Raw genomic sequence first — 13580 nt, forward strand, 5'->3', positions numbered from 1 at the left:
ATCAACCTGATGGCCGGCCATTTCTGCCTCCGAGTGTCGCTCCGGTGTGAGACCCTTCTTCCCTCAATTTTAGACCTGGGGCCAGGGGAAATACGGTTCCCCGGGCATGTGGGGGCGGCCTGATTCGTGTTTCCCGTCACCGTTCATCGGGTGACCATGGACAGGGGGTCAAAGGCCGGATGCGGGTCGGTTTTCAACCGCCCGTAGGTGTCGACGTCGAGACGTTCTCCGTCCACCAGAAATTTCTGGCGCTGGGTGCCCTCTTTGACGAAACCAGCTCTTCTCGCGACGACGCCGGAGGCCGGGTTGTTGACGCGGTGGCCGAGTTCGAGGCGCTCCAGTCCGCGCTCCGCGAGGGCCCACTCGGCGATCGTGGCCGCGGCACGGCTCATGACTCCCCTGCCGCGCGCCCGGTCGGTCATCCAGTACCAGAACCAGCCGTTCCTGTTGTCCTCGTCCACCGTGACGCAGACGAGGCCGATCAGTGCGTCGGACTCGACGACGGCCCAGGGCTCGTGGGGCGAGTCCGGGCCCACGAGGCGGGCGACGTACGCCGAGGCCTCCTCGGCCGTGGTGACCACGCCTTGACGGGCCATGTCGGGGTTGGAGGCGAAAGCCTGGTGAACAGCATGGGCGTCCGCCTGTCGCAATCTGCGAAAAAACAGGGCTTCATCGAGCACGGCAACATTCCTCACCAGTCAATGGTCGGACACGCCTGGCGGGCTTCCCAGAGATGCGCCTTGGACGACGGCAGCGAAGTCACCTGGCACAGCCGATCCGAACAACGACAGTTCAGCCCGGCTCAGTAGTGGTATCGAGCCTGCAAGATCACGAGATCCTCACCAGCCACGAGGTAGACGAGCCGGTGCTCCTCGTTGATGCGCCGCGACCACGAGCCCCGCGCCCCGTACTTCAGCTGCTCCGGTTTGCCGATGCCCTCGAACGGCTCGCGCAGGCAGGCATCGATGAGCAGGTTGATCCGCTTGAGGATTCTCCGGTCGGCGGTCTGCCAGTACGTGTAGTCTTCCCAGGCGGCCTCGTCCCAGACCAGCCGCATTCAGACGTCCCGAGCCTGGCTGGACGGCTCGTCGGAACGGTCGAGCTCGTGGACCTGGGTCTTCCCGGCACGGGCACGATCGTAGGCGTCGAGCAGCCTTCGGGCGTTCGACGGCGACCGGAACAGGTAAGCGGTCTCCTGCCACGCCGCGTACTCGTCGGCGGGCATGAGCACCGCGTTGCCCTTCCGAGAGACGATCTCGACGGCTTCCTGGTCCTCGTTCACGCGCTCGATGAGCGGGAAGAGCGTCTTGCGGGCCTCGCTTGCGCTGATGGACATGGGGTCCCTTCCCTGCGTTGACTGGTACACGTTTATGGTACCAGCCGACATCCTGGCGTGGTCCGCATGACGACGATCAGGCATGAGCCTCCCACACTGAGGAAGTTGCCGAGGCGAGAGAGAACTGCAGCCGGGAATCTCCAGGGCTGGCTGCACGAGGCAACTCAGGAGTCACGCGACCACAAGAGGAGTAATCGCTGCAATGCGCTCTCCCGCCCGATCCTCCGCGCAGTCCAACTCGTAGTGGCTCTGAAGATTGAGCCAGAACTCGGCTGATGTCCCGAAATACCGTGCCAAACGGAGGGCCGTGTCCGCACTGATCCCCCGCTTGCCGTGCGCGATCCCATTGATCCGCCGGGGAGACATCCCGATGGAGACGGCGAGCTTGCCCTGGGTGATGCCGAGTCCTTCGATGAAGTCCTTCATCAGAACTTCTCCAGGGTGGATCGGCTCGATCTTGTCAATGGTAGTCAACGATCTCGACCTCCTCTGGTCCTGGGTGAAGCGCTCTGGGTCCCAGTTCCGCGTCAGGTCATTCGTGCACGCACTGAACGAGCAGCACCTGCACGGGTCGATGGGCCAGGTCGGTGCCGCCGGTGACAACGCGGCGATGGAGTCCTTCTTCGCGTTGTTGCAGAAGAACGTCCTCGACCGCCGTCGCGGGCAGGCCCGTGACGAGCTGCGGATCACGATTATCACCTGGATCGAACGGGCCTACCACCGGGGCCGCCGACAGGTTCGTCTGGGCCGTTTGACCCCGCGGGAGTGCAAGACCATCATGAACCCAGCCGTGGGCCTCGCGGCTTGACACTACAACTGTCCCCTAACCGTGCAGCAGTCCCTTGACGCCGGTGGCGAGCAAGACGACGGTGTTGATCACGCGGCCTCCTTCACGCACTTTCATCGTGAGGGCGTCGGCGGTGACGAACGTGAACGGGCCTGCATCGTCGAGGGGGCGGTGGCGGAAGTCGTCGACGAGCTGGTCGAGGTCGGAGGCCATGCGGCTGACCTGGGACTTCGACAGCGCGTTGATGCCGAGGGTTTTCACCAGCTTGTCCATGCGGCGCGTGGACACGCCGGCGAGGTAGCAGTCAGCGACGACGGTGATGAGTGCGGACTCGGCTCGTTTGCGTCGTTCCATGAGCCAGTCGGGGAAGTAGGTGCCTGAGCGCAGCTTCGGCACAGCGATGTCGAGGGTTCCGACACGGGTGTCGAGGTCGCGGTGGCGGTAGCCGTTGCGGTGGGTCGTGCGTGTCGGGCTGGGCTGGCCCCACTCGGCGCCGATCACGGCGTCCGCGTCGGCGGACAGCAAAGCGTTGAGCATGGTTTGCAGCAACTGGCGCATCATGTCCGGGCTTGCTTCGGACAAGGCTTCGCCCAACACGCTGGCAGGGCCGACAATGTGAGGTGCGGTCATCGTGATGACTCCGTTCGAGGATTCTGTAGGAGGTTGACTCGAAGGATCACGCGGTGGCCGCGCCCATGTCCAAGGGGCCGGGGGCGCGGCGACCGGTATTACACCACTATCAGGGACTCAACTAAGGAAGATCCTCCGCAACGGCCGGATGCCCTACCGCAGCGCGGCTACTTCGAAGTGACTCTGGACGGTTTCCATGGCGTTTGACTGGGAGCAGTTCAAGGCCAACGTCCAAGGCGAAGCTGAGTGGCAGGACGCAGATGATCTTGCGCGCATGAGCATCGAGACTCTGCGCGCTGAGCACGGCTTGCTGCGGCGCGACGCTTCTTCAGGGTCTCTGCGCCTGACTGGGCCAGGAATCACGATCCACTCGGGAGCGATCGACGGGATTGCTGACACGCTTCGCAATTTTCAGCGCCTGGTGCTTGCGACAGGCCTCGCGGTGAAGGGGCACGAGTCGTTGCGTGGGCAACCGCCCGCCGACGTCGTCTCGAAGACCCGACTGAACCTCAATGGTTCACCACTGCCGGGAAGCCTCATCCTGCAGATCGTGCCGACGACTTTGCCAGCGGACGAGATCTCACCCGATGGCCAAGTCGGGCTGTTCGGAGACGACAATGCAGAGCCCCAGTTGATCGACACCGCCATGAAGCGAGCACTGGGACTGCTCGAGGACGGACGTCGTCTCGGCCCAGATGCCGACACCAGTGACTTCTTGGCGCGCATCCGCGAGTACGGACCGCGCGTCGCCACGACGTTGCGCGACTTCTCGACAGGTCTGGTGAAATCAGGGTTCGAGCCTGATCTCACTTGGTCCCAGCCTCGCCAGGCGCGCCTGCGCACGCGCCTCTCCACGGCTGAACTCGCTCACATTGGAGAGCTCATCGCTTCTCGGGAACTCGAGCTCGAGCCGACCACCATCCGCGGCATCGTGCGGACTGTCAGCGAGATCAGCGCTGGGCAGCTGGAGATCGAGGACGGCGAGATCGTCAAGATCGACGCGAAGAAGATCCCTGCGGCGAACACTGCAACGCTGCGCACCGGCATGTCAGTTTCAGTCGATGTGTCAGTCACGGAAGAAACCGGCCCTGCCGGCGAAGTTAAGCCTAAGTACACGGCGACGTCGTTCACAGTGCTGAGCAACCCGTAAGGCCGAGTCGTTACACCACATCTAGTCCAACGGCTGGATCCGGAGGTTGGTCCGCGGCGGCAAATCCCAGCCGTGACGCGCATGAATTTCCCTAACCAACTCTTCCGCGTTGACCTGGAGCTTGGCAAGTGCAGCCGCGTCGTGGCCGACTGATCGTAAATGGCGCAGGTTGCTGCTCAGCGCGTGCGCCCAACTCATCAGCGGGTCGAGGTTCGCCACCCGCCGCTCAACGGTGTCGCCGGGCTTGGCGGCCTCCATCACCTGGCGGCCGATGGTCGCGCCCAGCGTGCGCTCGGCCTCCAGCCACGAGTCGATACCATCCCAGCCGTCGAGCTGGTCGACGAGCGCGATCGACGTGATGCGCAGGTTGGCGAGCCGCTCCCCCACCGGCTCGGCCGTCGGATCGAACCCGATTAGGCGCTGCACGGCTTCCTGCACCGCGAACCAGCGTGCGTCCTCGGCCGCTTTGCGCGACTCGGCGAGTGCCTCGTTCGCGCGCTTGTTCGCTTGGTAAGTGCCGACGCCGGCGATCAGCAGCGACAGGGCCGAGATCACCAGCGCGAGGACATCCATGGCTCGATCCTGCCACTACAAGAAGCAGTTCCTGAAGCACTTCCGGCTATTGCTTGCCCGAGGCGCGTCAGCCGACTAACCCGCGCTCACTACGATGCTCCGCGCGGCGACCAATCCCTACAGCGCGAATCTCCACTCCACCGATTTCCGGTACATACCACCCTCTTGAGGTGTGCAGTGAAGCGCTCGGCCCCGCGTCCGGGACCGACAGCTTGCGTTCGACGTCAACGATAGGTCTCGTGCAACGCCTCCTCGATCTGAGACGGAGTCGGTGCACCGGCGTACCCGCGCTCAGTCGCGTAGACCCGGCACGCGAGCGAGCGAACCGGTTGCGTCGGAAACAGGTCGACGCCGTCGACGAGGATCGTGGGCGAGCCTCCGAATCGGGTGTTCGCCGCTTCGGTCTCGGTGTGGATCGTTACCAGCTCGATGGGCACTTCCGCGAGCTCGGCGGCATCCAGCGCGGCGCGCGCGTTTGCTTCGGCGATGGCCGTGTTCGGGCAGTCGACGATGTGCAGCAGTTCGACCTTCATACGATCTGCTCCTTCCGGGTCCGGGCCGCGCGCAAGCCATTGAGGATCACGATGACCTCCGCGATCTCGTGCACGAGCACCACGGCAGCGAGTCCCAGGACGCCGAAGAGGGCGAGCGGGAGCAGGGCGATGATGATCAGCAGCGACAGGATGATGTTCTGGTTGATGATGTGCCGTCCGCGCCGGGCATGGTCGAACGCGCGCGGCAGCAGCCGCAGGTCGTGCCCGGTGAACGCGACATCGGCCGACTCGATCGCGGCATCCGACCCGGTCGCGCCCATCGCGATCCCGATGTCCGCGGCGGCGAGGGCGGGGGCGTCGTTGATGCCGTCGCCGATCATCGCCACCGAACCATGCTGGCCGAGCTCAGCGATCGCAGCGGCCTTGTCCTCGGGGCGCAGCTCGGCGCGCACGTGTTCGATCCCGGCCTGCGCCGCGAGAGCGCGGGCGGTGCGGGCGTTGTCGCCGGTGAGCATCGTGACCCCGATGCACTGCGCGGCGAGCGTGCGGACGACCTCCGGGACCTCCAGGCGCAGCTCGTCGCGGACGCCGATCGCAGCGACCGGCTCGCCGTCGCGGTGCACGATGACGACCGTCATGCCCTGCTCCTCCAGCCCTGCGACCCGGTCGCCGAGCGTCCCGGCGTCCAGCCAGCGGGGGCTGCCGACCGTGATCCGCGCGCCGTCGAGCTTGCCCTCGATGCCGTGCCCGGCCTGCTCGGTCACGTCCTCGGCTACTGAGGCCCCCGGCGCGGCGGCGGTGATCGCGGCCGCGAGCGGGTGGGTGCTGTGTTGCTCCAGCGCGGCCGCCCACGCCAGCGCCTGCGCCTCGGTGGTCCCGTCGGCGGTGAGAACGGCGGTGACGAGGGGCTCGTTTCGGGTGAGGGTGCCGGTCTTGTCGACGGCGACGTGGCGGATCACGCCGAAGCGCTCGAACGCGGCACCGGACTTGATGATCACGCCGAACTTGCTCGCCGAGCCGATCGCGGCGACCACGGTCAGCGGCACGGAGATCGCCAGCGCGCACGGCGACGCCGCCACGAGGACGACCAGGGCGCGAGTGACCCACAGCTCGGGGTCGCCGAACAGCGAACCGATCAGCGCCACCAGGACGGCGAGGACGAGCACACCAGGGACGAGGGGTCGGGCGATGCGGTCGGCGAGGCGGGCGCGGTCTCCCTTCTCGGCCTGCGCCTGCTCAACGAGCTCCACGATCGTGGTCAGCGAGTTGTCGGTGCCTGCCGCGGTCGTCTCGACTTCCAGCGCGCCGGCGGAGTTGATTGCACCGGCCGAGACTGCATCTCCCAGCTCGACCTCGACCGGGATCGACTCTCCAGTGATCGCAGACGTATCCAAACTCGAACGACCCGTGACCACGACGCCGTCGGTCGCGATCCGTTCGCCCGGCCGCACCAGCATCAGCTGGCCCACCTGGAGGTCTTTCGCGGCGACCTCGACCGACGCGCCGTCGCGGCGGATGGTCGCTGTCTCAGGGACGAGCTTGAGCAGCGCCCGGAGCCCGCCGCGGGCGCGGTCCATCGCCTTGTCCTCCAGCGCCTCAGCGATCGAGTACAGGAACGCCAGGGCCGCGGCCTCCTCGACGTAGCCGAGGATCACCGCGCCAATGGCGCTGATCGTCATCAGCAGGCTGATGCCGAGCTTGCCCTTGAACAGTTTGCGGATCGCGCCCGGGGTGAACGTCGACGCTCCCAGCAGCAGACCGAGCCAGAACAGCACCAGCGCCAGGATCTCGAGCCCGGACCACTCCAGGACGAGACCGGTCAGGAAAGCGACGCCGGAGAGGACCGGGACCATGATCCCGCGGTCCCGCCACCAGGGTCGCTCCTGCACCTCCTCAACTGCTTCGCCGACCGTGGTCTCGGGCTCGTCGCAGCCGCACGCCGCGCTCATGCGCCTGCCCCCGTCCCGCAGCAGCCCGGCACCGGGCACTGGTCATCAACGCATGGCGCGTGCTCGTCGACGGCCAGCGTCACATCCACGAGCGCCGTGAGCGCCGCAGCGAGGTGCGGGTCGGCGATCTCGTAGCGCGTCTGCCGTCCCTCGGGCTCGGCGGCCACGATGCCACAGTCGCGCAGACAGGTCAGGTGGTTCGACACGTTCGACCGGGTCAGCTCCAGCTCGCGCGACAGCACCGCCGGATAGCTCGGGCCGTCGAGCAGGGTCATCAGGATCCGGGATCGCGTCGGGTCCGCCATGGCTCGGCCGAGCCGGTGCATGACGTCGAGGCGTGAAGCAATGGTCAGCATGCACTGAACTATACAGTGACTGCTGACCTATTTTGGTCATCGCATCGGCAGGTCAGACCACTCAATCGACGCCAGAGGTTATACGGCGAAACGAAATTCCACCACATCCCCATCCTGCATCACATACTCCTTGCCCTCCATGCGCACCTTGCCCGCGGCCTTCGCATCGGCCATGGACCCGGCAGCCATGAGGTCGTCGTAGGAGACGATCTCCGCCTTGATGAAGCCCCGCTCGAAGTCCGAGTGGATCACCCCGGCGGCCTTGGGGGCGGTGTCGCCCTGGTTGATGGTCCACGCGCGGGCCTCCTTGGGGCCGGCGGTGAGGTAGGTCTGCAGGCCCAGGGTGGAGAAGCCCACGCGGGCGAGCTTGTCCAGGCCGGACTCATCCTGGCCCTCCATCTCCAGCATCTCGCGGGCCTCCTCCTCGGAGAGCTCCACCAGGTCCGCTTCGAGCTTCGCGTCCAGGAACACGCACTGCGCGGGCGCCACCAGCGCCTCCAGCTCGGCCTGACGCTCGGGTGAGGACAGCACACCCTCGTCCGCGTTGAACACGTAGATGAACGGCTTGGCGGTGAGCAGGTTCAGCTCACGCAGGTTGTCGGTGTCGAGCTTCTCGGGCCCGGCGGCCTCGAAGATCGTGCGGCCCTCCGCCAGCACCTTCTCCGCGGCCTGGTACGCGGCCAGCTGCTCGGGCGAGCCCTTCTTGATCTTGACCTGCTTCTCCAGCTTGGGGATCGCGTTCTCCAGCGTCTGCAGGTCCGCCAGGATCAGCTCGGTGTTGATGGTCTCGCGGTCCGAGGCCGGGTCGATCTTGCCGTCCACGTGGATCACGTCCGGATCGTCGAACACGCGGATCACCTGAGCGATCGCGTGCGCCTCACGGATGTTGGCCAGGAACTGGTTGCCCAGCCCCTCCCCCTCGGACGCGCCCTTCACGATGCCCGCGATGTCCACGAAGGACACCGTGGCCGGCACGATCTTCTGCGAGTCATACATCTTCGCGAGTTCGTCCAGCCGTTCGTCCGGCAGGTTCACCACGCCCACGTTCGGCTCGATGGTCGCGAACGGATAGTTCGCGGCGAGCACCGTGTTGCGCGTGAGCGCGTTGAACAGGGTTGATTTTCCGACGTTCGGCAGACCGACGATTCCAATAGTAAGAGCCACGGTCCGCCATCTTACCGGGGCCGCCCGACGACGCCGCCACGCGACTCCGCGGCCCACCCCACCCCTGACACATGTCACGCCCCACTCGTGACAGTTCGCAGTTCAGCGCCGCCGCGCCGCACGGGAATCTGAACCCATGAACACCACACACCCACCGCAGCCACACTTCCCCGCCATCCAGGTGCAGGACGCCGTCAAGACCTTCCGCACCCGCTCCGAGACGGTCCGCGCCGTGCAGGGTGTCTCGCTGGAGATTCCGCGCGGCGGCGTCGTCGCCCTGCTGGGGCCGAACGGCGCGGGAAAGACGACCCTGCTGGACATGGTGCTCGGCATGAGCGAGCCCACCTCCGGCGCGGTGAGCGTGTGCGGCGAGCGCCCGCGCGCGGCCGTGGCTCACGGGAAGGTGGGCGCGGTGCAGCAGGTGGGCGGGCTGCTCGCGGACCTGAGCGTGCGCGAGACCGTGACCATGATCGCGTCCCTCTACCCGGACCACCTGCCCGTGGACGAAGCGCTGGAACGGGCGGGGGCGGCGTCGTTCGCGCGCCGGAAGGTGGCCAAGTGCTCGGGCGGGCAGCAGCAGCGCGTCCGCTTTGCCCTGGCCCTGCTCCCGCGCCCCGAGCTGCTCGTGCTGGACGAGCCGACCGCGGGCATGGACGTGCAGTCCCGCACCGAGTTCTGGGACGCGATGCGCGCCGAGACCGAGCGCGGGCTCACGGTCGTGTTCGCCACGCACTACCTCCAGGAGGCGGAGGACGTCGCCGAGCGGATCGTCCTGATGGACGCCGGGCGCGTCACGTTCGACGGCTCCGTGGACGAGCTGCGCTCCATGTCCCGGCACCACACCGTCTCCTTCGTGTGGCCAACGGCCGAACCGCTGCCCGAGTTCGCGGGCGCCACCGTCTCGCGCCGCTCGGAGTCCCGCGTGCACCTGCGCACCGAGGACGCGGACGCCCTCGCGCGCGAACTGCTGACCCGCACCCCCGCGAGCGCCCTGGAGATCTCCCGCGGCGGCCTGGACGAGGCGTTCGCGGCGTTGATCCATCGAGACGACGCCGCCGCGTGAGCCCGCGCGCAGCGCACCGCGGGTGACCGCACCGTTCTCCCGCCCCTCCCCGCGCCCCGCACCTCGCGCGCCCGTGACCGCACCCAGACCCCAAGGAGCCCGTCATGTCCCTGACCTACACCGCCCACGACGTGCGGCGGAACCTCCGCTCGATCCCCAACCTGGTGTTCGTGGCCCTGCTGCCCGCCGTGCTGTTCATCCTGGTCGGCGCGGTGCAGGGCTGGTCCGACGCCCGCCTGCCCGGGGGCAACGTCTCCGCGTACGTGATGGTGTCGATGGCCGTGTACGGGGCCGTCACCGCCACCGCCGCGATCTCTGCGAGCGCGGCCGTGGAACGGTTGCAGGGCTGGGGCCGGCAGCTCGCCCTGACCCCCATGGGCACGGGCGGCTACGCGGCCACCAAAGTGGTGGTGGCCCTGCTGATCGCCGTGCTGCCCGTGGTCATCGTGTTCCTGGTGGGGGCGTTCACCAACGCCGCGATGGACGACCTCTGGCGCTGGCTGCTGGCCGCCGTGCTGTGCGTGGTGGTCTCCGTGGTCTTCGCCCTCTACGGTCTCGCCGCAGGCCTGATCTTCCGCTCGGACACCGCAGTGGGAGCCGCCACCGGCGCGCTGGTGGTCTTCGCGTTCTTCGGCAACGTGTTCATGCCGCTCTCCGGCGGGATGCTGGCCGTCGCCCGCTTCACCCCCATGTATGGAATCGTGGGCATTGCCCGCTATCCCGTGACCGGAGGAGAGGTGGCCACCATGGGTGGTGCCCCGCAAACCGACAGCCTGCTGTGGCTCGTGGTCAACGCCGTGGCCTGGGCCTCCGTGTTCGGGGTCATCGCCCTGCTGGCCGCCCGAACCTCCACGGCCCGCCGATGAGCGCCGCCACGCGGACCGCCCCGCGCCCACGCACCGAGGAGCCCGAGCACCATTGGTCCGACCTGCTGTTTGCCACCGTCTGGCTCGTGTTCCTCGTCATTCCCGCCGCGGCACTGCTGCAGAGTGACGAGTCGGTCTGGGCCACTGCCCTGGGACTGCTCGGACTGGTGCTCTTCGCCGGGCTCTACACGCTCTCCTGGATCCGGCAGATCCTGGTCCCGCGCCTGAGCGTGCTGGGCAACGCCGTGCTGTGGTGCGCGGTCCTGCTGGTGCCGCTCACCCTGTTGCTGCCGGCCTCCCCGTGGGGCATGGCCTACACGGCACCGTTCTTCGTGGCCGTGTGCGCGTTCCGACTGCCCTTGCGCCAGGGCATCCTGGCCTCGCTCCTGATCGAGACGGCCGCCCTGGTTCCGCTGCTCATGCTGCTCCCCCGGGAGCAGTGGTTCTGGCCGCTGTTCGGCCTGGTCCTGCCCGGGCCGATCATCCTGCTCTCCCGCTTCGCCGTGGATCGCTCCGAGACCCACGAGCGCCTGGCCCGCGAGCTCGAGATCTCCCGGCAGCGCGAGGCCGTGGGTCGGGACGTGCACGACATCCTGGGCCACTCCCTCACGGTCATCACCGTCAAGACGCAGCTCGCCCAGCGGCTCGTGGAGACGGACCCGCAGCGCGCCGTCGCCGAACTCGACGACGTCCTGGCGCTGTCCCGCGAAGCCCTCACCGACGTGCGCTCCACGGTCGGCAAGCTGCGTGACCTGGACCTGGGCGTCGAGCTCGTCCAGGCACGTGCCGCCCTGCGCGCCGCCGGGATCAACCCGCACCTGCCGTCCTCGGTCCCGCCCCTCGACGCCGTCACCCGTTCCGTGTTCGCATGGATCCTGCGCGAGGCCGTGACCAACGTGGTTCGTCACTCGGGCGCCGCTCACTGCCGCGTCACGGTCACCGGTTCGTCGCTTCGCATCGCGGACGACGGCGCACGGGCCGCGGATGCCTCCCCTGGCGATCACGTGCGGACCGGGACCGTCGCTGGCTCAGAGGGTACGGCGCCCTCGACGAGCCGTCCGCGCACCGACGACGTCGCGGCGGATGTGCCCCAACGGGACGGGGTGGGGCGCGCAGGCCTGGACATGCAGCGGCCGGCGCGGGCCGGAGACCGCGGTGACGCGGCGGCGTCGTTCTCCGGAGACGAGGGGAGCGCCGAACCGGCCCTGAGAGAGGGCAACGGCATCCACGGCATGAAGGAACGAGCCCGTGCGGCAGGATGTGAGGCGACCGTCCGGCAGAACACCGAGGGCGGGACCGTGGTGGAGGTGAGGCGGGCATGACCGAGATCCGAGTGCTGATCGCGGACGACCAGGCCCTCGTGCGCGCCGGACTGGCCGCTCTGCTGGACCTGGAACCGGACATCACCGTGGTGGCCCAGGCCGCCGACGGTGCCGAGGCGGTCGCTCTTGCCGGGGAGCTCGCCTTGGACGTGGCCCTGCTGGACATCGAGATGCCCGGCCTCACCGGGCTGGAGGCCACCGAGCGAATCGTGGCCGCCGGGCGCGGGACGCGGTGCCTGATGGTCACCACGTTCGACCGCCCCGGCTACCTGCGGCGCGCGTTCGACGCCGGTGCGTCCGGCTTCGTGGTCAAGGACACCCCCGCTGCGGAGCTCGCGGAGGCCATCCGGAAGGTGCACGCGGGGCTGCGCGTGGTCGATCCGGCGCTGGCCGAGAAGTCCCTGCTGGCCGGGCCGAACCCCCTGACCCCGCGGGAGCAGGACGTGCTGCGGGAAGCGTCCCACGGGGCCTCGGCGGGGCGGATCGCCCGGGCCCTGCAGCTCTCCGCGGGGACGGTGCGCAACCACCTGTCGGCCGCGATCGGCAAGACCGGAACCACCAACCGGACCGAGGCGGCGGCCGTCGCCGCGCGCAACGGGTGGCTGTAGCCCTCCGGATCCGGTGACGAGCTCAGCCGGGGCGCTTATGCGTGTCGGACAGCATTGTCATGGTGAGCGCATGGATGCTTCGGTGATGGCTCAGGTGTGGTGGTTGTGGGCGCTGTTCGCCCTCGTGGTGGGTGTGGTGCTGGGGTACGTGCTGGCCCACCAGAAGTCCACGGCGCTGGAGACCGAGCTGGAACAGGCCCAGGAGCAACGGATTGCCGCGCTGCAGGACGGCGCCTCCGCCCGGGCGGCCGCGGAGCAGCTCGAGCAGCGGGTGGAGTCCCTGGAGGCTCGGGCCGTGCAGGACCAGGACGTCATGCGTGCCCTGGCGCCGCTCAACGAGCAGCTCTCCTCCGTGGGACGCCACGTGAACCAGCTGGAGCGGGACCGTGCACAGCAGTTCGGGGCCGTGGCCCAGGCCCTGGAAGCGGCCCGCACCACGGACCAGCAGCTGCTGCACGCCACCACCTCCCTGGAGGGTTCCCTGCGCTCCACCACGGCTCGCGGCGCCTGGGGTGAAATGCAGCTGCGCCGCGTGGTGGAGGCCGCCGGGATGACCCGCCACGTGGACTTCACGGAGCAGACGGTGCGCGCCACGGAATCCGGTATCCAGCGCCCGGACATGGTGGTCAACCTGCCCGGGGCGCAGACCGTGGTGGTGGATGCGAAGGCCCCCATGTCCTCCTACCTTGACGCCCAGGCCGTCCCCGCGGACGGCTCCCCCGAGAACGAGCAGCGCCGCACCCAGCTGCTCGCCGCCCACGCCAAGGCCCTGCGGGCGCACGTGAACACGCTGGGCACCAAGAAGTACTGGTCCGCGGAGGAGAACTCCCCCGAGCTGGTGATGTGCTTCGTCCCGGTCGAGTCCGCCCTGGCCGCCGCGCTGGATGCGGATGCCTCCCTGCTGGATCACGCGACGCGTGCGAACGTGGCCCTGGTGTCCCCGGTGTCCCTGCTCGCCTCGCTCAAGGCCGTGGCGTTCAGCTGGCGTCAGGCCACCCTCACGGACAACGCGCGAGAGCTGTACCGGCTGTCCCGGGAGCTCTACGACCGCATGGGCTCGGTGGGCAAGCACCTGTCCGACATGGGCGGTTCGCTGCGGCGCTCGGTGGAGGGCTACAACAAGCTCGTAGGTTCGCTGGAATCACGGGTGCTGCCCTCGGCGCGCAAGATCGCCGAACTGGATCCCACGGCCACCGACTCCGAGGCACTGGAGACCAGGCCCGTGGACTCGGTGCCCCGTCCGGTCACGGCCACGGAGTTCGTGAACGACTGACGCCGCCCA

Annotated in this window: 15 protein-coding genes and 2 pseudogenes; 7 read left to right on the forward strand and 10 right to left on the reverse strand. The window is 68.2% G+C overall.

From position 1 onward, the window contains the following. Positions 1-143: 143 nt before the first annotated feature. The 4 genes from D8M39_RS03140 to D8M39_RS03155 form a co-directional block, all read right to left on the reverse strand. A complete protein-coding gene (locus tag D8M39_RS03140; protein WP_371413749.1) occupies positions 144-695 on the reverse strand; it encodes a GNAT family N-acetyltransferase in 552 nt (183 codons plus the stop codon). Between the two features lie 107 nt (positions 696-802). Then, positions 803-1057 carry a Txe/YoeB family addiction module toxin gene (locus D8M39_RS03145; protein WP_126874389.1) on the reverse strand — a complete coding sequence of 85 codons (255 nt, stop codon included), beginning with the start codon at positions 1055-1057 and terminating at the stop codon, positions 803-805. Continuing rightward, on the reverse strand, positions 1058-1336 hold the full coding sequence (locus D8M39_RS03150; RefSeq protein WP_126874390.1) for a type II toxin-antitoxin system Phd/YefM family antitoxin: 279 nt from the start codon (positions 1334-1336) through the stop codon (positions 1058-1060). A 171-nt stretch (positions 1337-1507) separates the two neighbouring features. Next, complete coding sequence (locus tag D8M39_RS03155) at positions 1508-1810, reverse strand: HigA family addiction module antitoxin (RefSeq protein WP_058955251.1); 303 nt, start codon at positions 1808-1810, stop codon at positions 1508-1510. 37 nt (positions 1811-1847) lie between these two features. On the opposite strand from D8M39_RS03155, the pseudogene D8M39_RS03160 reads away from it, so the two are divergent. Beyond that, a pseudogene (locus D8M39_RS03160) lies at positions 1848-2144 on the forward strand (IS3 family transposase); the annotation flags it as partial. Positions 2145-2174: 30 nt separating this feature from the next. On the opposite strand, the pseudogene D8M39_RS03165 reads toward D8M39_RS03160, so the two are convergent. Then, positions 2175-2753, reverse strand: a pseudogene (locus D8M39_RS03165) (transposase); the annotation flags it as partial. Positions 2754-2949: 196 nt separating this feature from the next. On the opposite strand from D8M39_RS03165, the gene D8M39_RS03170 reads away from it, so the two are divergent. After that, positions 2950-3903: a hypothetical protein gene (locus tag D8M39_RS03170; RefSeq protein WP_126874391.1), complete on the forward strand. Its 954-nt coding sequence runs from the start codon at positions 2950-2952 to the stop codon at positions 3901-3903. Positions 3904-3924: 21 nt separating this feature from the next. On the opposite strand, the gene D8M39_RS03175 is transcribed toward D8M39_RS03170, so the two are convergent. The 5 genes from D8M39_RS03175 to ychF form a co-directional block, all read right to left on the reverse strand. Further along, positions 3925-4476 (reverse strand): hypothetical protein, encoded by a 552-nt coding sequence (locus tag D8M39_RS03175; RefSeq protein ID WP_012397802.1) that lies wholly within the window; start codon positions 4474-4476, stop codon positions 3925-3927. Positions 4477-4700: 224 nt separating this feature from the next. After that, complete coding sequence (locus D8M39_RS03180) at positions 4701-5009, reverse strand: hypothetical protein (RefSeq protein ID WP_012397801.1); 309 nt, start codon at positions 5007-5009, stop codon at positions 4701-4703. Then, positions 5006-6919 carry a cation-translocating P-type ATPase gene (locus D8M39_RS03185; RefSeq protein WP_058955295.1) on the reverse strand — a complete coding sequence of 638 codons (1914 nt, stop codon included), beginning with the start codon at positions 6917-6919 and terminating at the stop codon, positions 5006-5008. Before D8M39_RS03185 ends, D8M39_RS03180 begins: the two co-directional genes overlap by 4 nt. Further along, positions 6916-7275, reverse strand: a complete 360-nt coding sequence (locus tag D8M39_RS03190) for a helix-turn-helix transcriptional regulator (RefSeq protein ID WP_012397799.1) — start codon at positions 7273-7275, stop codon at positions 6916-6918. Before D8M39_RS03190 ends, D8M39_RS03185 begins: the two co-directional genes overlap by 4 nt. A 78-nt stretch (positions 7276-7353) precedes the next feature. Then, positions 7354-8439 carry a redox-regulated ATPase YchF gene (gene ychF, locus D8M39_RS03195; protein ID WP_058955249.1) on the reverse strand — a complete coding sequence of 362 codons (1086 nt, stop codon included), beginning with the start codon at positions 8437-8439 and terminating at the stop codon, positions 7354-7356. Between the two features lie 136 nt (positions 8440-8575). Here ychF and D8M39_RS03200 point away from each other — a divergent pair, with 136 nt between their 5' ends. The 5 genes from D8M39_RS03200 to rmuC all read left to right on the forward strand — a co-directional run bounded on the left by D8M39_RS03200 (position 8576) and on the right by rmuC (position 13571). Further along, entirely contained in the window at positions 8576-9502 is a 927-nt protein-coding gene (locus D8M39_RS03200) for an ABC transporter ATP-binding protein (protein WP_126874393.1), read from the forward strand. A gap of 104 nt (positions 9503-9606) precedes the next feature. Beyond that, the gene (locus D8M39_RS03205; RefSeq protein WP_126874394.1) at positions 9607-10368 is read left to right on the forward strand and encodes an ABC transporter permease; all 762 of its coding nucleotides are present in this window, start codon (positions 9607-9609) and stop codon (positions 10366-10368) included. Further along, positions 10365-11690, forward strand: coding sequence for a sensor histidine kinase (locus tag D8M39_RS03210; protein ID WP_126874395.1), 1326 nt, complete (start codon positions 10365-10367; stop codon positions 11688-11690). Before D8M39_RS03205 ends, D8M39_RS03210 begins: the two co-directional genes overlap by 4 nt. Then, positions 11687-12298 (forward strand): response regulator transcription factor, encoded by a 612-nt coding sequence (locus D8M39_RS03215; protein ID WP_126874396.1) that lies wholly within the window; start codon positions 11687-11689, stop codon positions 12296-12298. The genes D8M39_RS03210 and D8M39_RS03215 overlap by 4 nt, the downstream gene beginning before the upstream one ends. Positions 12299-12368: 70 nt before the next feature. Next, on the forward strand, positions 12369-13571 hold the full coding sequence (rmuC, locus tag D8M39_RS03220; RefSeq protein WP_238693931.1) for a DNA recombination protein RmuC: 1203 nt from the start codon (positions 12369-12371) through the stop codon (positions 13569-13571). Positions 13572-13580 lie beyond the last annotated feature (9 nt).

Source organism: Kocuria sp. HSID17590 (assembly GCF_003989485.1).
Lineage (GTDB): Bacteria > Actinomycetota > Actinomycetes > Actinomycetales > Micrococcaceae > Kocuria > Kocuria salsicia.

Excerpts from the sequence above, each read along its gene's own strand:
- D8M39_RS03145 (WP_126874389.1), bottom strand. The coding sequence starts at position 1,057 with ATGCGGCTGGTCTGGGACGAGGCCGCCTGGGAAGACTACACGTACTGG.
- D8M39_RS03150 (WP_126874390.1), bottom strand. The coding sequence starts at position 1,336 with ATGTCCATCAGCGCAAGCGAGGCCCGCAAGACGCTCTTCCCGCTCATC.
- D8M39_RS03170 (WP_126874391.1), top strand. The coding sequence starts at position 2,950 with ATGGCGTTTGACTGGGAGCAGTTCAAGGCCAACGTCCAAGGCGAAGCT.
- D8M39_RS03175 (WP_012397802.1), bottom strand. The coding sequence starts at position 4,476 with ATGGATGTCCTCGCGCTGGTGATCTCGGCCCTGTCGCTGCTGATCGCC.
- D8M39_RS03180 (WP_012397801.1), bottom strand. The coding sequence starts at position 5,009 with ATGAAGGTCGAACTGCTGCACATCGTCGACTGCCCGAACACGGCCATC.
- D8M39_RS03185 (WP_058955295.1), bottom strand. The coding sequence starts at position 6,919 with ATGAGCGCGGCGTGCGGCTGCGACGAGCCCGAGACCACGGTCGGCGAA.
- D8M39_RS03190 (WP_012397799.1), bottom strand. The coding sequence starts at position 7,275 with ATGCTGACCATTGCTTCACGCCTCGACGTCATGCACCGGCTCGGCCGA.
- D8M39_RS03200 (WP_126874393.1), top strand. The coding sequence starts at position 8,576 with ATGAACACCACACACCCACCGCAGCCACACTTCCCCGCCATCCAGGTG.
- D8M39_RS03205 (WP_126874394.1), top strand. The coding sequence starts at position 9,607 with ATGTCCCTGACCTACACCGCCCACGACGTGCGGCGGAACCTCCGCTCG.
- D8M39_RS03210 (WP_126874395.1), top strand. The coding sequence starts at position 10,365 with ATGAGCGCCGCCACGCGGACCGCCCCGCGCCCACGCACCGAGGAGCCC.
- D8M39_RS03215 (WP_126874396.1), top strand. The coding sequence starts at position 11,687 with ATGACCGAGATCCGAGTGCTGATCGCGGACGACCAGGCCCTCGTGCGC.
- rmuC (WP_238693931.1), top strand. The coding sequence starts at position 12,369 with ATGGATGCTTCGGTGATGGCTCAGGTGTGGTGGTTGTGGGCGCTGTTC.